The organism is Novosphingobium sp. (assembly GCF_024642085.1).
Taxonomy (GTDB): domain Bacteria; phylum Pseudomonadota; class Alphaproteobacteria; order Sphingomonadales; family Sphingomonadaceae; genus Novosphingobium.
In genome coordinates, this window is the sequence record NZ_JAHEBV010000004.1 from 1 (window position 1) to 19,599 (window position 19,599).

The window sequence follows — 19,599 nt, forward strand, 5'->3', positions numbered from 1 at the left end:
CTTCGGCGCCGGACACGATCATCGCCCGCTCGGTTCCCAGAAGGGCCATTGCATCACGGTACAGGGCGATAAGCTCTGGCTTGGCGACGCCGACAAGCTGCCGAGATACCCCGGCCGGGTTAGCGAGCGGTCCGCACAGGTTGAAGATCGTGCGGCGGCCCAGTTCCTTGCGGATCGGTGCGACGCGGGCAAGGGCGGGATGATGCGCCTGCGCGAAAAGGAACGCTATCCCCAGATCGGGCAGTGTTTCGGCAGCCATGCTGCTTGCCCTGGCCAGGTCGAGCCCCAGCGCTTCCAATGTGTCGGCCCCGCCTGACAAGCTGGAAGCGGCGCGGTTGCCATGTTTTGCCACCGGCACGCCGCAAGCGGCAACTACCAGCGCGACCGCGGTTGAAATGTTGAGGCTGTGCTGCCCGTCGCCGCCGGTTCCACACACGTCGATGGAGCCGACGGGCGCTTCGAGCCTGACCATGCGGGCGCGCATTGCGCGAACCAGTCCGGCAACTTCGTCTGCGCTTTCACCCCGGTCGGCCATCGCCACCAGTGTTTCGGCAATTTCGGCGTTGCTCATCGCACCATCGAGCATCTGACCGAACAGCGCTTCGGCATCTATCAGAGAGGCCGTCATGCCGGTTCGCGCGTAGGAATGCCGCAAATAGCCAGAAAATTGGCGAGCATGGCGTGGCCATGTTCCGTCGCGATGCTTTCTGGATGAAATTGCACCCCGTGGATCGGCAGGCTTCGGTGGCGCACACCCATGATATGGCCATCGTCGCTGGTCGCATTGATAATCAGGCTGTCTGGAATATCCTCAACAATCAGCGAGTGATAACGCGTGGCGGTGAAGGGCGTGGGCAAGCCCTTGAACAGTCCGCTGCCATCATGGCTGACCGGCGATACCTTGCCGTGCATCAGCCCGCCGCGCACAACTTTGCCGCCGAAATACTGACCGATCGACTGATGGCCCAGGCATACGCCAAGCAGCGGTTTGCCCGCATCGGCTGCTGCACCCACCAGATCCAGGCTGATGCCAGCCTCGTTCGGGGTGCAGGGCCCGGGCGAGATAAGAAAACCCTCCGCTCCCGATGAAATGGCCTGTCCGGCCGACATGGCATCGTTGCGCACCACTTCGACGTCGGCGCCCAGTTCCATCAGGTAATGGACCAGGTTCCAGGTGAAGCTGTCGTAATTGTCGATGACCAGGATCATGATGCCGCCCTACTGCCCGAAACCAGCTTCGGACGCCACTCGCACTGCTTCGCGTGCTGCGGCGATCAGCGCGCCGGCCTTGGCCTCGCACTCACGCTGTTCGTATTCAGCTACGCTGTCAGCCACAATCCCGGCCCCGGCCTGGACATGAAGCATCCCGTCCTTGACCACTCCGGTGCGCAGCACGATGCAGCTGTCGAGGCTGCCATCGGGTGCGAAATAGCCAACCCCGCCGGCATAGGCACCGCGGGTCTCAGGCTCAAGCTCGGCAATAATCTGGCAGGCGCGGACTTTGGGCGCGCCGCTGACCGTACCGGCCGGGAACCCTGCAAATACGGCGTCGATTGCATCGTGTTGCGCTGTATCAAGCCGGCCGACCACGTTCGACACAATGTGCATGACGTGGCTGTAGCGTTCGACCGTGTAGCTTTCGGTGACCTCGACCGTTCCTGCCCGGGCCACGCGGCCGACATCGTTGCGCCCCAGATCGAGCAGCATCAGGTGTTCGGCGCGTTCCTTGGGATCGGCAAGCAGGCTCGCCTCGTTAACGCGGTCTTCCTCGGGCGATGCACCGCGCGGACGGGTGCCGGCAATCGGGCGAATGGTAACTTCGCCGTCTCTTACCCGGACCAGGATTTCCGGGCTGGAACCGGTAAGGGCGAAGCCGGGCAGGTCGAGGAAATAGAGAAAGGGCGAAGGATTGACCCGCCGCAGCGCCCTGTAAAGCGCGAGCGGGGGCAGGGTAAAGGGACAGGTGAAGCGCTGTGCCAGCACGACCTGAAAGATATCGCCCGCTTCTATGTATTCCTTGGCGCGATGGACCATCGCGGCAAAGTCGGTGCTGGCCATTGTCGCAGTAAGCTGGGGTTCTGGCAGTGTGACATCCGCGATCGCTGGCTGTGCCGGTTTGGTCAACCGCCGCAATGCCAGATCGATCCGCTCTGCGGCTTGCTCAATCGCCTGGTCCGGCTTGCCGCCATCCGGCCATAGCGGGGCGATGCAGAACAATTCGTCGCTAAGGCGGTCGAACACCAGCACCAATGTGGGGCGCACGAACAGCATGTCGGGCAGTCCCAGCGGGTTGGCTGACGGACGCGGAAGATCTTCGATCAGGCCGTAGGTTTCGTAGGCGAAATAGCCCACCAGAAAGGCTAGTGCCGGGGGCAAACCGGCGGGCATGTCGATCCGGCAAGCGGCAACCTGCGCGCGCAATTCGTCAACGCTGCTGCCAGGCAAAGTAACGAACGCCTCGCGATCATGGCTCCAGCTGGCGTTAACCTCGGCCCGGGCGCCGGTTGCGCGGAAGACCAGATCGGGGTCAAGACCAAGCATGGAGTAGCGCCCACGTACTTCGCCGCCCTGAACCGATTCGAGCAGGAAATCGCCGCGCCCTTCAACCATCAGTTTGGCGGCCGCGCCAACCGGGGTTTCGCTGTCCGCGATCAGTCGCCGCCAGACGAGCGAGCTTTGTCCAGTTGCCAGCGCCTCACACGCCGCTTCGTGGTTCTCCAGCCCTGCGGTTTGCACTTACCGTCCCGCCTTAATTGCCGGTACCGGCCAAGCGGTTGCGCACCGCGGCAAGCGCCTTTTCATTGCGCTTGACGCCCACATCGTCGCGCATGGCCGCACGCAACTGCTGCGTCATTTCGCTGCTTTGCAGCTGCGCAATCGAGCCGGCCAGTTCGCCCAGCCGGGGATCATTGGCGGCGACCTGGCCGGGGATCGCGTCCTTTAACTGGATGACATACCAACCGCGCGCGCGCGGCGCGCCCAGCAGCTTGACCTTGCCTTTGGCCATCTGGAACAGCAGCGCAAGCGGCGGCGGCGTTTGCTGGCCCATGGCCTGGAACTGCTGGCGGGCCATGTCGACCTTCTGCACCGGCGGCAGGTTCAGACCAAGTCCAGCAACCAGACTGGCCAGATCGCCGCCGCTGCGAACCTTGTCTTCGATTTTCTGGGCGACAACCTTGGCAGCGGCAGCGCCCTTGGACAGTTGCACATCATTGATCAAGACCTGCCGGATTTCGGCGATCGGCGGGGCGGCCGCAGGGGCAATGCCGCCGACATCGAAGACGATGAAGGTTTTGCCAGGATCAACCTCTGCCAGCTGCGGCTGGTTTTCGCCTTCCATCGCAAAAGCCGCGGCGATAACCTTGGCCAGTTGCGGAGGAGACCGGGTTCCGGCCTTGCCGAACACGCTGCCATCGGCCAGCAACGGCGGGGTCGACGACAGGGCCAGGCCCAGTTCCTTGGCAACATCGCTGAGAGAGGAACCCTTGTCGAACTGATCTTCGATTTTGGCGGAAAAATCGGTCAGTGCGGTACGGCGTTTCGCAACCGCCAGCTGCTGGGAAAGATCGCCGCGGACCTGGGCCAGCGACCGGCCGGGCTTGTTTTCGATCCCGTCGATGCGCAGCAGGGTCCAGCCAAGCGGTGCCTTGAACGGCCCGACGGTCTTGCCGCTTGGCGCTGCAAAGGCTGCATCCGCGATGGCTTGCGAGGTTTGTGATGAAAGCGCCTCACGCGTGAGCACACCCAGACTTGCCGCAGCCAGGCCCTTGCGCGATGCAACAGCCTCTAACGACTTTCCGCCTGCAGCCTCGGCGATGATGGCCTTGGCAGCCGCTTCGGTGGGCAGCACCAGCTGGGTAACGCGGCGTTCTTCGGCGGCTGCGAACTGCGCCTTGTTCTTTTCATACAGCGCCGCAACCTCTGCGTCCGTGGGCGGCGGTGTATCCTTGACCGCAGCATCGGAGAATGTGGCGTAACGCACGATCCGGCGTTCCGGCAGAACATAGTCGGCCTTGTGGGCAGCGTACCATGCGGAAATCTCAGCCTCGCTTGGCGCGGTCTTCGGGGCGAATACGGCCGAGGGCAGGGTGGCAATCTCGCCGATCCGTTTTTCCGTCAGGATGCCGGCATAGCGGCCGATTGCCTCACGGTTTGGTGTGTTTCCCAGTTCAGCGGGGGTCAGCAGTTGGCGCGCCATCATGGCCTCGGTGATCTGGCTGCGAACCTGATCATCGGTAATGCCGCGCTGGGCAAGGAATGAGCGGTACGCAGTATCGCTGAACTTGCCGTCCGGTCCCTGTGCAGCGGGAATCTTGGCGATTTCACTGTCGATCAAACGGTCGCTGATAATGACGCCGTGCTTTTCGCCGAATGCACGTACGGCCGCCAGATCGACCAGATTATCGAGCAATTGGGTCAGCCCGCCTTGTTCGACAAAAGTCTTGACCGTCATGCCCGGCTGCTGCTGGCGCAATTCCTCTACCGAATTGGTTGCCGCACGCTCCAGATCCCTGGCGCTGACCCGCTCTTTGCCAACACTGGCCACACGATCTGAACCGCCAAAACCGCCGATATTGCCCGAGTTCAGGACATCGCCGCCGGCAAAGGCCAAGGCAATCAGGCCAACAAAGCCAAGCGTGACAAAAATGCCGAACTTGGACGAAAAGAAACTGCGGAAAAACTGGAGCATGAACCTGTCGCCAATTGGATTGCGTGCCTGCTTGCAGCGCCTGCGGCGGGGCTTTACGCAGCTATTGCACGCTTCGCAATGGGCCAGCTTTGCTTGTCCTGCATCGGCGGGTACCGCACCACGCGTTGCCGCAATGGCTTTGACAAAGGCGGGCACGCTCGCCTAGCAGCGCGGCGAGATTCGTCCCTGCGGGAAGCCCGGTCGGGACAACAAACCCCGCGATGCTATTGCAATTTGAGGTTTGAACATGCCCCAGCGGCCCTACATCGTCGGCAATTGGAAGATGAACGGAACGCGGGCCCAGTTGCCCGAAGCGCGCGCGATTGACCGCGGAGCCGCCCGTCATCCGGGGGTGCGCGTCGGCATTGCCCCGCCGTTCACGCTGATTTCCGCAATGGTCGAAGCGGTCCAGGAATTGACCGTGGGCGGTCAGGATTGCCACACGCAGACGGCTGGTGCGTTTACGGGCGACGTATCCGCAGCGATGGTCAAGGATGCCGGGGCGGGTTTTGTCATTGTCGGCCATTCAGAGCGCCGGGCCATGCACGCAGAGAGTGACGCGGCGGTCCGCGCCAAGGCCGAGGCGGCACTGGACGCAGGGCTTGAGGTCATTATCTGCGTTGGGGAAAGCGAAGCGCAGCGTGATGCCGGTGACGCTGAGATGGTAGTCGGGGCGCAACTCGAAGCCTCGTTGCCGCGGGGTGACGGGCTCGTCCCCCGGTTGACTGTGGCCTATGAGCCGGTCTGGGCGATTGGCACCGGACGCGTCGCAGCACCTTCAGAAGTGGCGGCCATGCACGCCGTGCTGCGCGCAAAACTGATTGCAATCTACGGGGACGAGGGCGCCAATGTGCGCATTCTCTATGGTGGTTCGGTCAATGCCAGCAATGCAGCGGAACTGCTGGCAACGCCCGAAGTTGGCGGTGCCCTGGTTGGCGGGGCCAGCCTGACGGCGGAAAGCTTCCTTGCCATCGTCGCCGCAGCAGGTCCTGCGGCTGACTGAACTCCAGCACCTTGCGCCGCGGCGCTCGCGCGCCTAGATGCGCCTCAACATTCCCGGTTTTCGGAACACTCATGTCCTCTCTTTTCCTTTTCCTGATGGTCGTCCAGGCGATCGTGGCCGCTCTGCTGGTCGGGGTTATCCTGATGCAAAAGTCTGAAGGCGGCGGCCTTGGCGTTGGCGGCAGCCCGGCGGGTCTGATGTCGGCGCGCGGCGCGGCCGATTTCCTCACCCGTGCGACCACTGTCCTGGCCTCGACATTCGTCGTGCTGTCGATCGTGCTGGCCGCGCTTGCCGTCCGGACCGGATCAACCCGGACCATCGATGACAGCCTGCGGCGGACCGTGCCGTTGACTGCACCTGCGCAAAACCCTGTTCCGGCCGATCCGCTGGCGGGTGCGGCCCAGGGAGCACCGTCGGCAGCACCGGCCGCTCCTGCCTCGTCAGCCGCGGCGCCTGCCGATCCATTCGCGATCCCGGCCAAGAACTAAGTCAAGAATTATTGGCCGGGTGCTGCCCCGCCGGTCGCGGCGGGGTTGCGGTTTGACGTGATCGTCTGTGGATTGCGTCAAGCGCCCCTTGCCCTGACCCCCACTTCAGCACTAAGGCGCGACTCCCATGGCGCGGTTCATTTTTATTACCGGCGGCGTGGTCTCCTCGCTTGGCAAAGGTCTCATGGCGGCAAGCCTTGCCGCGCTGCTTCAGGCGCGCGGCTACAAGGTGCGGATCCGCAAGTTCGATCCCTATCTGAATGTCGATCCCGGCACGATGAGCCCGTATCAGCACGGCGAAGTCTATGTGACTGACGATGGGGCGGAAACCGATCTCGACCTGGGTCATTACGAACGTTTTACCGGCGTTTCGGCGCGCCAGGCCGATAACATCACATCGGGCCGCGTTTACCGCGACATCATCGCCAAGGAACGCCGCGGGGACTATCTGGGCGCGACCGTCCAGGTGATTCCGCACGTCACCGACGCAATCAAGGATTTCGCCAAGGATCTGACCGAAGACCACGATTTTGTCCTGTGCGAGATCGGCGGCACTGTAGGCGATATCGAAGGCCTGCCGTTTATCGAGGCGCTGCGCCAGCTGCGTAACGAACTGGGACGCGATCGCACCTGCTCGGTGCATGTCACGCTGGTGCCTTATGTTTCCGCGGCGGGTGAGCTCAAAACAAAGCCCACTCAGCACTCGGTGCGTGAACTGACCAGCCTGGGTATCCAGCCCGACATCCTGCTGTGCCGCTGCGAACATCCGCTTCCCGACAATGAGCGTGCCAAAATTGCGCTGTTCTGCAACGTGCGCAAAGAAGCGGTGATCCCCGCACTGGACGCCAGCAGCATCTATGCCGTGCCTTTGCAATACCATGCCGAAGGGCTGGATGCCGAAGTACTCCATCATTTCGGGCTCGACAATTCGGCCGTTCCGGATCTGTCGCGGTGGGACGATATCGTCGATCGGTTCCATAACCCCGAAGGCGAAGTGACGATCGGGGTTGTCGGCAAGTATGTCGGCCTGCCCGATGCTTATAAAAGCCTCAACGAAGCGCTGACCCACGGCGGCATGGCCAACCGGGTCAAGGTCAACATCAAGTGGATCGACGCCGAGCTGTTCGAAGCTGACGATAGCGAAATTGTCGCCCGGCTTGAACCGATGGACGGCATTCTGGTCCCCGGCGGCTTTGGCGTGCGCGGCAGCGAGGGCAAGATCGCATCGGTCCGTTTCGCGCGTGAACGCAAGGTTCCTTTCTTTGGAATATGTCTTGGAATGCAGATGGCCTGCATCGAAGGCGCGCGCAATACGGCCGGTATCACGCATGCCGGCTCGACCGAGTTCGGCGAAACCAGCGAGCCTGTGGTGGGCATCATTACCGAATGGATGAGCGCCGAAGGCTTGCAAAAGCGCGGTGCCGATACCGATCTTGGCGGAACCATGCGCCTGGGCGCCTATGAAGCCAGGCTTGCCGGAAACAGCCACGTTTCGGCGATCTATGGCGGGGCCACGACGATTTCGGAACGTCATCGTCATCGCTATGAAGTCAATGTGGCCTACCGCGAGGCGCTGGAAGCTGGCGGACTGGTGTTTTCCGGCATGTCGCCCGACGGCCTCTTGCCCGAAATAGTAGAGCGTCCCGACCACCCCTGGTTTGTCGGCGTACAATTTCATCCCGAACTGAAAAGCAGACCGTTTGATCCGCATCCGCTGTTCGCCGGGTTCATCGCCGCAGCGTTGGCGCAGGCGCGTCTTGTTTGACCACTTTTGTACACTAAGTTTCGTTAGTATTCAGTGGTATGGCGCAGTCACCTGGAATGGTAGCGCTATTTCGGTTGAACGGACTGGACGCATCCCATAGCCATGCGCCTCCCGGTCGAATCGCATGGGGAGTGCGCCGGCGCGGGGGTGAGGGCAGGTTTTAACCAGATTTGCTTTATAGGGTATCGGCGCAGATGCCGGCCTGGACCAGTGCGTGATCGCGAGCCGGATTAATCCGCGACCAAAGTTTGAGACTTGCCGTGATCTGATCGTCTTCTGCGACCCGGACGATCAGGACTGCGGCGAGGCGATGGTCAGCCATCGCGGGGGTGAGGTTCGCAAGAACCTCACCCCCATTTTGTCTGGGCTGTATGGCAATCAGGCGGCGGCGCTGCCTTTGTCTGCGTCCTTGACGACAGACAGGGTCTTTTGCGTGCCGACCGCGATTTTCTTGGGCTTCATCGCTTCGGGCACTTCGCGCACCAGATCGACGGTCAGCAGACCGTCTTCCAGGTTTGCATCTTCGACCCGGACATAATCAGCCAGTTCAAAGCGGCGTTCGAACCCGCGCTGGGCAATGCCTACGTGCAGAAATTGCGCGCTTGATGCGTCATCAGCCTTCTTGCCCTGGACGACCAGCAGGTTTTCCTGGGCGGTAATATCGATATCGGCGGGCTTGAACCCGGCAACTGCCAGGGTGATGCGATAGGCATCTTCGCCGCGCCGCTCGATATTGAACGGGGGATAGTTATCACCGCTGTTCATGCGGTTCTGGTTTTCCAGAAGGTCGAACAGGCGGTCAAACCCGACCATCGTGCGGCGGTAGGGGGTAAAATCGAAACGGTTCATGGCAAAATCCTCTGTTTGAGCAATTTCATCAGATGGCGAAGCCCGGTACCGGCGCTTCGTCAGTGTCATCCCCTTGCGGGCCATGACACCGATCACGAGATATGGTAGCGCCGCCCTGTTTCAAGGGGTGAACAACGACCCTTTCAAGGAGCATCATATGGCCGGACCAAAAGTCGAGATCTATACCAAGTGGGGCTGCCCCTATTGCGTGCGCGCCAAGGCGCTGCTCGACGGAAAAGGCGCGACCTATGAGGAACATGACGTGACGCTGGGCGGACCAAAAAAGGCCGAAATGCTGCAGCGCGTCCCTGGCGCGGCGACGGTCCCGCAGATCCTGATCGGCGGCCAGGTGATCGGCGGCTGCGACGATATCCACGCACTTGACCGAGCGGGCAAGCTGGACGCTCTGCTGGCGGCATGACCATGGGCCGCGCCGCCGTATTCCAGATGACGTCGGGCATCGATCCGGCAGCCAATGCCGAAGCCCTGGTCGGTGCAATCGGGGCTGCAGCAATGGGCGGCGCATCGATGCTGTTTACTCCCGAAATGTCGGGATTGGTTGACCGCGACCGCAGCCGCGCCGCCAAGAACATCGTTCCCGAAGATGATAGCCCGGTTCTTGCGGCAGTCCGCAATTGTGCCGCTGATGCCGGCATCTGGGTTGCACTGGGCAGTCTGCCAGTGAAGCGGCAGGACGGCCGGTGGGCGAACCGCAGCTTCGTGATCGACGGAGCCGGGGCAATCGCTGCGCGCTATGACAAGATCCACATGTTCGATGTCGATTTGGCAACGGGCGAATCCTGGCGCGAATCGTCAGCTTACGCGCCAGGTGAGCAGGTTGTTACCGTGCAGACCCCGCTGGGCAGGCTTGGCATTGCGGTATGTTACGACCTGCGCTTTCCCGCGCTGTTTGAAGCGCTGGGCAGGGCCCGGTGCGATCTTATTGCCATTCCCGCTGCCTTTACTGTGCCTACAGGCAAGGCCCATTGGCACGTGCTTCAGCGTGCCCGCGCAATTGAGGCCAGCGCCTATGTCGTCGCTGCTGCCCAGACAGGCCACCACGCCGACGGGCGCGACACCTATGGGCACAGCCTTGTTGTTGATCCATGGGGCGACATTCTGCTTGATATGGGTGACAGTCCGGCAGGCCTTGGCTTTGCAGAAGTGGACAGCGCACGGATCACAGCGATCCGCAGCCAGTTGCCCAGCCTTGCCAACAAGCGGCCCATGCCGGGGGTAACCGCATCATGATTGTGTTTGATCTGCATTGCGAAGATGGCGGCCACCGCTTTGAAGGCTGGTTCGCGACCTCAACCGCGTTCGACCAGCAAGAGGCCGCGGGACTGCTGTGCTGCCCTGAATGCGGCAGCGCAGCCATCATAAAGGCGCCGATGGCCCCTGCCGTGGGGCGAAAGGGCAATCAAGCCATTGCCGTGCTACCCGCCCTAACACCCGACAATGCCGCGCCCGCAGCTGTGGCTGGTCCTGTTCCGGCGCAAGTGAAGCACGTCATTGCCAAGCTGGCCGCGTTACAGGCCGAAGCGCTTAAGCAATCGACCTGGGTCGGCGAAACCTTTGCCGAACAGTCCCGCGCCATGCACTACGGCGAAAAGGAACAGGCAACTATCCACGGGCAAGCCACGCCGGACGATGCACAGGCGCTGATCGAGGAAGGCATCGCGATCATGCCGCTGCCATTTCCGGTCGCGCCGCCTGACGAACTCAACTGATTGCCAGCAGCCCGGTGCTATCCTAGGGGAAGCGCGGGCGCCCGTAGCTCAGCAGGATAGAGCACCAGATTCCTAATCTGGGGGCCATGGGTTCGAATCCCGTCGGGCGCACCACCTTCAACAGCTTAAAGTACCGGCCTGCGATAACCGCATCGTGACCGGGACAGGCGATACAGCGTTGGCAAGGTACGGTTTCGCCGCCGCATCGCGCCCGAAACGTAATGGCCCGGGCGTATCTTTTATTTCATTTCGACGTTTTCTGCTTGAATCGCTGAATCATTTATGATTCTTGGGAATCATGAGGGGCCAGACCAGCAAAATGAAATTGGCGAAAGAACAGACCACGCAGGCTATCGCGCTGTGCTGTCTGCTTATTATGGGCGGATTGGCCCTTGCTGGACCGTCCGGCGTGCTTGCGTGGAGTGAAAACAGCCGCTTGCTGGACGAACGCCAGAAGGAACTGCTGGTCCTGACCGATCAGCGCGAAGAACTGCGCAACAGAGTGGCTTTGCTCAATCCGAACAATGTTGATCCCGACATCGCCGGTGAGCTGGTACGGCGCAATCTTAACGTCGTGCATCCAGATGAAATGGTGATGCTGCTCCACTAGACGCCCGGCGCACTGTCTGTTGCTGACCGCCACAAAATACGTATGGGAGTGTTTCCCTTACGGAAGCTTCGCCCTATAGGCGGGCCTTCCAATTTTGCCCCAGGGGATTCCGACTTTGGCCAAACCGCCGTCTGCCCGTAAACCTGCCGCCGCGGCAGCTGACGATTCCGCGTTTACCCTGCGCAGCCTGCAGGATGCCTACCTGGCCAAATCGCGGTTTGAGGCATCGGACGAAGACCTGTTGCGGTTTTACGAACAGATGGTTCTGATCCGCCGATTTGAGGAAAAGGCCGGCCAGCTCTATGGCCTTGGTCTGATCGGCGGATTCTGCCACCTCTACATCGGCCAGGAAGCGGTCGCTGTTGGCCTGCAAAGCGCGCTGGACACCGAAAAGGATAGCGTAATCACCGGGTACCGCGATCATGGGCACATGCTGGCTTATGGCATCGATCCCAAGGTGATCATGGCTGAACTGACTGGCCGCGGCGCAGGAATTTCCAAGGGCAAAGGCGGATCGATGCACATGTTCAGCGTCGATCACAAGTTTTACGGCGGGCACGGCATCGTAGGCGCGCAGGTGCCCTTGGGGGCAGGGCTGGCCTTTGCCCACAAGTACCGCGAGGATGGCGGCCTGTGCATGGCCTATTTCGGCGATGGGGCATCCAACCAGGGTCAGGTTTACGAGGCCTTCAACATGGCCGCACTGTGGAACCTGCCCATCGTTTTTGTCGTCGAGAACAACGGCTATGCAATGGGCACCGCGGTCAAACGGGGATCGGCCGAAACCCATTTTTACCGCCGCGGCACAGCGTTCCGCATTCCCGGTATGGACGTCAATGGGATGGACGTTCTGGAAGTGCGCGCAGCCGCCGAAGTGGCGCTGGCCCATGTCCGCGCCGGCAAGGGGCCGGTGCTGATGGAACTCAAGACCTACCGTTACCGCGGGCATTCGATGTCCGATCCTGCCAAGTACCGCACGCGCGAGGAAGTGCAGGAAATGCGCGACAAGCACGACCCGATTGATGCGGCCAAGGCCGAACTGCTCAAGCGCGGCGTAAGCGAAAATACGATCAAGGAAATTGACAAGCAAATTCGCAGCAAGGTCAACGAAGCAGCTGATTTTGCTGAAAGTTCACCAGAGCCGGATTTGTCTGAACTCTACACCGACATTCTGGTGGAGAGCTACTGATGGCAATCGAACTGAAGATGCCCGCGCTGTCCCCGACAATGGAAGAGGGCACATTGGCCAAGTGGCTGGTCAAGGAAGGCGATGCCGTCCGTTCCGGCGACATTCTGGCAGAGATCGAGACCGACAAGGCGACGATGGAGTTCGAGGCCGTAGATGAAGGCACCATTGGTGCGATCCTGGTTCCCGAAGGATCCGAAGGGGTCAAGGTTGGCACCGTAATCGCGACAATCGCTGGAGAAAGCGATGACGCCGCGGATACTCCTGCCAAATCTGCACCGGCGGCTACGGCCGCTCAATCCAAAGCCGAAGAACCAACGGTTGCCGCGCCGCCGCCGGCAAAGCCGCGCGCAAGCGATCCGGCTTTGCCCACCGGAACGAACATGAAAATGTCGACCGTTCGCGAAGCGCTGCGCGACGCGATGGCCGAGGAAATGCGCCGCGACGACCGCGTCTTCGTAATGGGCGAGGAAGTGGCCGAATACCAGGGCGCGTACAAGGTCACCCAGGGCCTGTTGGACGAATTCGGGCCCAAGCGGGTGATCGACACGCCGATCACCGAATACGGCTTTGCCGGGATCGGTACCGGTGCGGCAATGGGCGGACTGCGCCCGATTGTCGAGTTCATGACGTTTAACTTTGCCATGCAGGCAATCGATCACATCATCAATTCGGCGGCCAAGACCAATTACATGTCCGGCGGCCAGATGCGTTGCCCGGTCGTATTTCGCGGCCCCAATGGCGCTGCCAGCCGGGTGGGCGCGCAGCACAGTCAGAATTACGGCCCCTGGTACGCCAGCGTTCCAGGGCTGATCGTGATCGCGCCCTACGATGCGTCTGATGCCAAAGGCCTGATGAAAGCAGCAATCCGCAGCGAAGATCCGGTGGTATTCCTCGAAAACGAACTGATTTACGGCCGCAGCTTTGAATTGCCGGAACTTGATGATCATGTCCTTCCGATCGGGAAGGCGCGGATCATGCGGCCGGGCAGCGATGTTACAATTGTAAGCTATTCGATTGGCGTCGGTCTTGCTCTGGAGGCGGCTGAAACGCTGGCGGGTGAGGGGATCGACGCTGAAGTGATCGACCTGCGCACGCTGCGCCCGCTCGACAAGGAGGCTGTGCTGCGTTCGCTGGCCAAAACCAACCGTCTGGTCATTGCCGAAGAAGGCTGGCCAACCTGTTCAATCGCCTCGGAAATCGTGGCGATCTGCATGGAAGATGGCTTTGACCATCTTGACGCGCCCGTCCTGCGTGTCTGCGATGAAGACGTGCCGCTGCCTTATGCTGCCAATCTCGAAAAATCTGCAATAATCAATGCCGCGCGCATCGCCGAAACCGTTCGCAAAGTCTGTTATCGCTGAGCGTGATCAGCTGACGACACCTGACGAACTGATCTTGACCTCGCCATTGTAGACCTTGCAGTCCTGCACCGGGTCCGGCTTGGCGGCATTGCGCTGGTAGATCTGGGTCAGGTCGCGGCTGTCGCGGACATTGAACGCGGCAATGGCCTTTATGTCCTTGTTGCTGATGATCGAACCCGCGATCAACGGCTGATAGGTATAACGCACTTCAACAAATATCACGGCGTCTCCCGGATCGGCTGTTACTTCGCCGCTTTTGGGTCCCATTCCGGATATCTTGTCGCCTTCATTGCCGTAGCCGGACGTTACTGCCTTTGCGCCCCTGCAACGCTGCCAGTGAATATATTGCTTGTTCGTGGCGCTGTCGAACTCAAGGCTGCTGATGAAAATTCGGCCATGGTTGTATACGTCGATCGATTTACCGGCCTGCAGCTGCGCACCGATGATTACGTCGTTGATATCGCTTTCATAGATCTTGCGGTTTTTGAGCTGCGATGTGTCGCCAATACGCGATGCATTGTCCGCCAGATGTGTCGCCAACTGGTTTATCTTCATGTTCACCAGCACGAAATTGGCTTGCTCGACACCGTAGAGACCTGCCAGCATAAGCACCGGCGCACCAAGCGCGAACTCGGTCATGGCCACGCCGCCTAAGTCGCGGCAAAGCGCGCTCAAGAAACGAAAGTGGATCATTTGCAATTCAACACCGGCGGTGCGGCCGCCGATGATCCTTGCGCGCCATAAGGCTGGTTGCGCAGGACGGTGCTCGACTTCAATGTGAAGTCCTTGTTCTGGCCAGGTAGAAAGGCGCCGATCGGAACAAGGCGGGGGTATTTCACGGTCACTGTATAAAGAACGGCGTCGCGCGCCCCGCCAAAACCGGCTGACCCGGGATCAGTATCCCACAGACCGTTGCCATTGGCATCTTCAAACGGCTCGCCATTGTCACAGACGCTGTTGGCGTTGGCATCGGTATAGTCCTCGGGCCGGCCAACCCGTGAAAAGCTGGCGTAGGATTTGCGCTCGAAAGTCAGCACCGCATTCCCAGCGACCGCATGGACCTCGTTTGTCACAATCCCGTCCAGGCCAGCCTTGTTGCTTGCAGCGCCCTCGATGGTCGATGCGCGGGCGGCGCGCTGAATGGCTCCTTGCACCATCTGATTGGTATACATGTTGTATCCCAGATCGAAGATGCCCAGCAAAAGCACCATCAATGCCGGCGCGATCAGGGCGAACTCGACAATCGTCACCCCTTCCTGGTCGCCGTGCAAAGCGCGCAGGCGGGTGATCATTTCGAAATCCTCAAGTCACCCATCTGCTGCGCGATCTTGCTGAATGTGTCGGATAAAGCCGAAGCGTTCTTGGCTTCGAACGCGTGACCTGGCCCTGCGCAATCCTGCATGACCGGATTAAGCGTCACGCCGAAACTGATCACCCAGATAGTGACATTCTTTTTCTTCACTTCCGCGCACGCGACGGCAAAGCGCTTTTCAACGACTTGCTTCAACGACAGGCCGCCCTTGGGCGAAGCGGGATCCCAGCGCCGGCGATCAAGCGGCTCGACACCGTAGGTCGAGTAAGAATAGTCAAGCGGAGAGGTTTGCCCGTCCGTCAGGAATATCACGTTCCGGTTAGTCGGAACGCCTCCGACATCGGCATTTTCGGTGGCAAACAGGCCGGTCGGCGAAATCATCCGCCCGCCCCAGATCATCCCGATGTCGTGATAGGTGCTCCCATCAGGTGTCAACGACTTCAAGTAGCTGTCAAGCGTGGCAGAACTGATCGTGTCGAGCTTGCGGGCCGGAGCAGGGCATACTGACAGACCTGCCCAGTAGGGCATCAGATAATCCCAGCGTTCTTTCACCGGGTTGACTATCCAACTGCCCGAGCCGTCCCACCACATCCCGCGATCGAACACCCATCCAGCCACCATGGGCCGCCAGCGGGTCCTGTCGTCCGCTGCCGTTGGCACCAGATCAAGGTCCAGATCGAGCGCCTTGGTAAAATCGACCTTGCTGTAATCATCGATTTCGTAGGTATCACGTTCTTCCACACAGCCTTGGAAATCGGACCATAGCGGCTGAACATTCAATGGTTCGCCATCGGCCGGGATCGAGCTGGACGCGCCGATTTTCAGCGGCGCCGAACCAGCACCCTTGGTCCACGTGACGTCAAACTTGATAGGTTGATACAGCCAGGCAGTGTTGTCGCTGGTGACTTTCCAATCACGGACATAGGCGGTAAATTTGACACCATTGATGGTGACCTTGCCGTCGCTTGCCGTTGTGCAGTTGTATTCGATGCCGTCGATCCGCTGACGCCCCGCACCGGTTCCGTCGCTGTTATAGCCGCCCGAAATGGTGGTATAAACCGCCGTGTTGGCAGGACAGGATGTACCTAATGATTTGGGTAAGTCTTCGCGCAGGCCGCTGACGTAGGTTTCGCTCCACGTCAGCGAACCGCTGCCCATCGGCGCAGATTTTCGCGTTTGATAGGTCCATGAATCAACCATCCAGTCCGATCGCAGCAACCCGCCAACGTTGACGTTGGTGGAATAGGGCAGGAATCCGTACCTGATCCGTGTGCCGCTTGGCTTGCTCTTTTCAAGCTGGTCGTAAAACGATTTTACGGTCTGGCGCAGTATGTCGATCTTTGGCGCCGGATCGCCCGAGTTGGTATCGGCCATCGATCCGGTAGTATCGAGGACCATCATGATATCGGTGTTCGTGAAGTTCAGACGTGCGGTGCATGAAACCTTCACCGCAACGCTCTTGAAACCGAACACCTGCATGATCGTGGTCCGCACATCGACGCTGGCCAGGGCGCTTATCGCCATGTCGCTTTGCAACGTCATCGCAAAGTTGCGGTTGACCGTGCCAAATGCGCCAATGCCGAAATTGAGATTGAAAAACTTGTTGCCGGCAGCCTCGGTATCGGCCGGCATGGATGCCGGCACGCCGCTGCCCAGCTTCTTGCGCGCAGCCAGAACGCCGGAATCGCAGGCCTGCTGCAAGCGTGTCTGGGTGAGGTAGGTCCGCCCCATGTCGACCCCGCCACCGATCATCACCAGGAGCGGAAAGACCGATGCTGCAATCAACGCCAGCGTGTTGCCCGACTGGTCCTGCGCCAGACGTGCAAGCACGCCCGGGCTGGCCCTGTCAGCAATCTGCGATGGTAGATGATGAGGCAACAATGCGATCCTTCCCGTCAGGATTTCACATCGTGCAATAGCCCAAGCTTGTAACGGTATCGCCAACGGGCAGGGTTAACCGCCGTTTAAAGACTTCGCAAAATTGGCGGAAATCCGGGTTTGGTGATCAGATCGACGTTTTAACGAACAACGGGCGCGTATAGCTGATCTTGAAATTGCCCATACCGGCAAATTGCATGACATTGGGCATGTCATAAACGATCTTGAGCGACTTTTCGGTCACATTGGCAATTGACTGGGTCGACGCGTCCGAAACAAACGTCGTTACACCGTCGCTGGCCAGGCTGTATGGGGCGGTGGTTGCCCTGCGCTGCGCTTCAACCGCTATTTCAATGTTCGTTTTTCGATAGCCCTTCTGGTATTCGACAGTCGTCCATCGTCCCGTTTCATTGGCAACGGAGCGCATGGAATTATAGGTACCCATCCAGATACCGGCTTGGAAAACGCCAAGAACCATCGTGATCAGCAACGGGGCAACCAGAGCGAATTCAAGTGCCGCAGCGCCGTCCTGGCCCTTGACGAGTTTGCGAAGCCTGCGCGCGATCATGACACCTGCACCATACGCGTCACAGCCAGGTTGATTGGCTGGCCCACGCCAAGCTGCGTCCAGACCGGGGTGTAGGTGTCTTTCAGCTTCATTCTTAGAAACGTCGCGATCAGCTTGTTTGTGCCGCAGGTTGTCTTGTCCGTCACATAGGACGTGTCGGTCCCGCAGCGGTACATCCGGGTGATAGTGATGTTGGCGTCGGTTACGTTGGTTGACCTTTTGAGCACCGTTTTCATGGCAGCTACCTGGGTATCGTTGTCCGTCCATCCGGCCAGGGCAATGCCCATCGCTTCGTCCGCGCCGGCCTGCAATTCGTGCTGGCGGGCGACTACCTGGCTGACCTGCAAGGTCCCCACACTCATCAGCACCAGTGCCGGTGCGACGATCGCAGTTTCGATCACTACCGCGCCCGCGGTATCGCGAAGAAGGCGAACCAGTCCGCGCATCATGCCACCAGCTTTACGGTATTGCCCGTGCCGCCAACACTGACCGTGTTGATGACGTCGGTCGGACAAAAACGGGTCATGCGGGCCGTGCCTTCGATAACGATACGCCCGGCAGCCAGAACGAAGCAGCGCGTCACAACATCGGTCGTGCCGGCAAAGGTCAGTGTGCTTTTCGGCACGTAGACGGTACCGTCCATAACCATGCCCGAATTGCCGTTGATCTTATCGTTGTTGTCGCCGGAGGAGTTTCGATCCTCAAAAATCAGCATATCTTTAAGGTTTGTAGCTTGGCTGGCAGTCATGTTGCCGCCAGCGGGATCGACCATCTCGTCATAGCTCATCGCGCGCAGCATGACGTTCGATCCGCCATTGATGCGAATCCCAGCGCCATTTTTCAGCACGAACATCACCCCGTTTCCGATCAGCGCGTCTTGCGCGTTGATCGCCAGCATGCCGCCGTTGATCACGTAGACGCCTCTGTCCATCGTCGTATTGCAGCTGATGGTAAAATCGCTGTAGGTTCCGGGCTTGGGATAGGCACCTGCGGGTACGGTCTTGTTCTCAAACGATTGGACTACACCTGTTTCGTAAAGGACTACATCGCTTCGGGTGTAAGTGGTCTTGTTACCCGAAGTGACCGGAACCGATACGCCTTCAGTCACCGAGCGGGTGCTGGCGACCTCTTGGCCAACCGTTACTGCAGTTGAATAGGTGACCTCTTTGGTCTGGTCGCCCTGCGAACGGAACACTTCCCCGCCACTGGTTTTCCAAGAGTTTCCATTGGTGCTGGTCATTGCCTGCGTGTACTGCTTCCAGTTCGTGGCCACCTGCGCCACGTACTTCACTCCGCCGTTTGAGCAGGTAAGCGTTCGCGGCGTATCGTTGGTCGGCGGTGTCAGATTGGCGAACGGATCGCTAAGATTGCTCTGGTGTTCATAGATTTCGGTGTGACCGTCGTTGAAGTCATCATCGATACCGCCTTCAGAGACGATCCAGCCCACCTCGAACACAGCGCCGCCGTTCTTGATCACCGAATCTTCGTGAGTCGAAAGCGCAGCGGCGCCGCAACCGGCTACAACGTAGGCGTTACCACCGATGACGATGGCCCCGCGCGTATCGGGATCGACGGCGATCAAGCAGCTGGTAAAGGACCGTCCTTGTGAAAATGTCGCTTGCGACCGGGCGCTGACAGTAACCGCCTTGTCGGTCAGAAAAGCGCTGAAGGGCAGGCGCTTGGTGGCGCTGAAGCTTACTACGACGCTGTTGTCGTTTATACTGTCTGCCCACTTTGCCAGCGTCACAGTCGGTGTGTTCGAAAAGGTGACCTGAGACAGGTTGGCCGCCAGTTCCTGCCTGGCGCGGGTGGCATAGCCATCACCGGTTGTGCCGCCGACTTTGGCCCAGGCGCCCGCAAGCGCTGCCTGATCGGCTGCATATTGCATTTCGCGCTTCCACATATACCACTGCGCGGTATCGACGCCGAGACCGGCCGCGCCAATAAGCGCGGGAAGGCCCGCTGCAACCAACAAGGCAGCATTGCCGCTGGACTGTTTGGCGAGGCGGCGCATAGTCCGCTTGAAACTGTTCAGCATCTTGCCCCCGATGAAAAAATGGCCATCAAACATGACGCTCATAAGCAGTCACGGTTTTCCGTCCTTGAAGGATCAAGGTTAATAAGGGTTTATTGCGCAATTATTTGCCAGGCCGCGT

The 19,599-nt window shown here is 60.0% G+C and carries 21 protein-coding genes and 1 tRNA gene; 10 read left to right on the forward strand and 12 right to left on the reverse strand.

Annotated features, from left to right (window positions below; all coding sequences use genetic code 11):
* From trpD to Q0L62_RS02570, 4 genes are all read right to left on the reverse strand, one after another.
* Nucleotides 1-628, reverse strand: a 628-nt coding sequence (gene trpD / locus Q0L62_RS02555; protein ID WP_296675974.1) for an anthranilate phosphoribosyltransferase, incomplete at its 3' end; no start/stop codon positions are given.
* Complete coding sequence (locus tag Q0L62_RS02560; RefSeq protein ID WP_296675977.1) at nt 625-1,209, reverse strand: aminodeoxychorismate/anthranilate synthase component II; 585 nt, start codon at nt 1,207-1,209, stop codon at nt 625-627. The genes trpD and Q0L62_RS02560, both read right to left, overlap by 4 nt.
* A gap of 9 nt (nt 1,210-1,218) precedes the next feature.
* Nucleotides 1,219-2,736 carry an anthranilate synthase component I family protein gene (locus tag Q0L62_RS02565; protein ID WP_296675979.1) on the reverse strand — a complete coding sequence of 506 codons (1,518 nt, stop codon included), beginning with the start codon at nt 2,734-2,736 and terminating at the stop codon, nt 1,219-1,221.
* A gap of 13 nt (nt 2,737-2,749) precedes the next feature.
* Complete coding sequence (locus Q0L62_RS02570; protein WP_296675982.1) at nt 2,750-4,690, reverse strand: peptidylprolyl isomerase; 1,941 nt, start codon at nt 4,688-4,690, stop codon at nt 2,750-2,752.
* Between the two features lie 247 nt (nt 4,691-4,937).
* Here Q0L62_RS02570 and tpiA point away from each other — a divergent pair, with 247 nt between their 5' ends.
* The 3 genes from tpiA to Q0L62_RS02585 all read left to right on the forward strand — a co-directional run bounded on the left by tpiA (nt 4,938) and on the right by Q0L62_RS02585 (nt 7,946).
* Nucleotides 4,938-5,693, forward strand: a complete 756-nt coding sequence (tpiA, locus tag Q0L62_RS02575; RefSeq protein WP_296675985.1) for a triose-phosphate isomerase — start codon at nt 4,938-4,940, stop codon at nt 5,691-5,693.
* Nucleotides 5,694-5,764: 71 nt separating this feature from the next.
* Nucleotides 5,765-6,181: a preprotein translocase subunit SecG gene (gene secG, locus Q0L62_RS02580; protein ID WP_296675988.1), complete on the forward strand. Its 417-nt coding sequence runs from the start codon at nt 5,765-5,767 to the stop codon at nt 6,179-6,181.
* A 127-nt stretch (nt 6,182-6,308) separates the two neighbouring features.
* Nucleotides 6,309-7,946 (forward strand): CTP synthase, encoded by a 1,638-nt coding sequence (locus Q0L62_RS02585; RefSeq protein WP_296675990.1) that lies wholly within the window; start codon nt 6,309-6,311, stop codon nt 7,944-7,946.
* 175 nt (nt 7,947-8,121) lie between these two features.
* Here the strand turns inward: Q0L62_RS02585 and Q0L62_RS02590 are convergent, their stop codons facing one another.
* Both Q0L62_RS02590 and Q0L62_RS02595 read right to left on the reverse strand, forming a co-directional pair.
* Complete coding sequence (locus Q0L62_RS02590) at nt 8,122-8,268, reverse strand: hypothetical protein (protein ID WP_296675992.1); 147 nt, start codon at nt 8,266-8,268, stop codon at nt 8,122-8,124.
* A 56-nt stretch (nt 8,269-8,324) separates the two neighbouring features.
* Nucleotides 8,325-8,795, reverse strand: a complete 471-nt coding sequence (locus Q0L62_RS02595) for an Hsp20 family protein (protein ID WP_296675995.1) — start codon at nt 8,793-8,795, stop codon at nt 8,325-8,327.
* A 157-nt stretch (nt 8,796-8,952) separates the two neighbouring features.
* Between Q0L62_RS02595 and grxC the strand changes: the two genes are divergently transcribed.
* The 7 genes from grxC (at nt 8,953) to Q0L62_RS02630 (ending at nt 13,685) form a co-directional block, all read left to right on the forward strand.
* Nucleotides 8,953-9,216, forward strand: coding sequence for a glutaredoxin 3 (gene grxC, locus Q0L62_RS02600; RefSeq protein ID WP_296676004.1), 264 nt, complete (start codon nt 8,953-8,955; stop codon nt 9,214-9,216).
* A 2-nt stretch (nt 9,217-9,218) separates the two neighbouring features.
* A complete protein-coding gene (locus Q0L62_RS02605; protein ID WP_296676316.1) occupies nt 9,219-10,046 on the forward strand; it encodes a carbon-nitrogen hydrolase family protein in 828 nt (275 codons plus the stop codon).
* Nucleotides 10,043-10,525, forward strand: coding sequence for a DUF1178 family protein (locus tag Q0L62_RS02610; RefSeq protein ID WP_296676005.1), 483 nt, complete (start codon nt 10,043-10,045; stop codon nt 10,523-10,525). The genes Q0L62_RS02605 and Q0L62_RS02610 overlap by 4 nt, the downstream gene beginning before the upstream one ends.
* A gap of 37 nt (nt 10,526-10,562) precedes the next feature.
* Nucleotides 10,563-10,639: transfer RNA gene (locus tag Q0L62_RS02615), tRNA-Arg, on the forward strand.
* Nucleotides 10,640-10,823: 184 nt separating this feature from the next.
* The gene (locus tag Q0L62_RS02620) at nt 10,824-11,135 is read left to right on the forward strand and encodes a septum formation initiator family protein (RefSeq protein ID WP_296676007.1); all 312 of its coding nucleotides are present in this window, start codon (nt 10,824-10,826) and stop codon (nt 11,133-11,135) included.
* A gap of 115 nt (nt 11,136-11,250) precedes the next feature.
* Nucleotides 11,251-12,324, forward strand: coding sequence for a pyruvate dehydrogenase (acetyl-transferring) E1 component subunit alpha (gene pdhA / locus Q0L62_RS02625; protein WP_296676009.1), 1,074 nt, complete (start codon nt 11,251-11,253; stop codon nt 12,322-12,324).
* Nucleotides 12,324-13,685, forward strand: coding sequence for a pyruvate dehydrogenase complex E1 component subunit beta (locus tag Q0L62_RS02630; protein ID WP_296676011.1), 1,362 nt, complete (start codon nt 12,324-12,326; stop codon nt 13,683-13,685). The genes pdhA and Q0L62_RS02630 overlap by 1 nt, the downstream gene beginning before the upstream one ends.
* Before the next feature lie 6 nt (nt 13,686-13,691).
* Here Q0L62_RS02630 and Q0L62_RS02635 read toward each other — a convergent pair whose 3' ends face one another.
* The 6 genes from Q0L62_RS02635 to Q0L62_RS02660 all read right to left on the reverse strand — a co-directional run bounded on the left by Q0L62_RS02635 (nt 13,692) and on the right by Q0L62_RS02660 (nt 19,523).
* Nucleotides 13,692-14,324 (reverse strand): pilus assembly protein TadE, encoded by a 633-nt coding sequence (locus Q0L62_RS02635; protein ID WP_296676012.1) that lies wholly within the window; start codon nt 14,322-14,324, stop codon nt 13,692-13,694.
* Between the two features lie 50 nt (nt 14,325-14,374).
* Entirely contained in the window at nt 14,375-14,977 is a 603-nt protein-coding gene (locus Q0L62_RS02640; RefSeq protein WP_296676014.1) for a TadE/TadG family type IV pilus assembly protein, read from the reverse strand.
* A complete protein-coding gene (locus Q0L62_RS02645; RefSeq protein ID WP_296676017.1) occupies nt 14,974-16,875 on the reverse strand; it encodes a pilus assembly protein in 1,902 nt (633 codons plus the stop codon). The genes Q0L62_RS02640 and Q0L62_RS02645 overlap by 4 nt, the downstream gene beginning before the upstream one ends.
* A gap of 127 nt (nt 16,876-17,002) precedes the next feature.
* Nucleotides 17,003-17,443, reverse strand: coding sequence for a TadE family protein (locus Q0L62_RS02650; protein WP_296676019.1), 441 nt, complete (start codon nt 17,441-17,443; stop codon nt 17,003-17,005).
* Entirely contained in the window at nt 17,440-17,889 is a 450-nt protein-coding gene (locus tag Q0L62_RS02655; protein WP_296676021.1) for a TadE/TadG family type IV pilus assembly protein, read from the reverse strand. Before Q0L62_RS02655 ends, Q0L62_RS02650 begins: the two co-directional genes overlap by 4 nt.
* A complete protein-coding gene (locus tag Q0L62_RS02660; RefSeq protein ID WP_296676022.1) occupies nt 17,889-19,523 on the reverse strand; it encodes a pilus assembly protein TadG-related protein in 1,635 nt (544 codons plus the stop codon). The genes Q0L62_RS02655 and Q0L62_RS02660 overlap by 1 nt, the downstream gene beginning before the upstream one ends.
* Nucleotides 19,524-19,599: the final 76 nt, after the last annotated feature.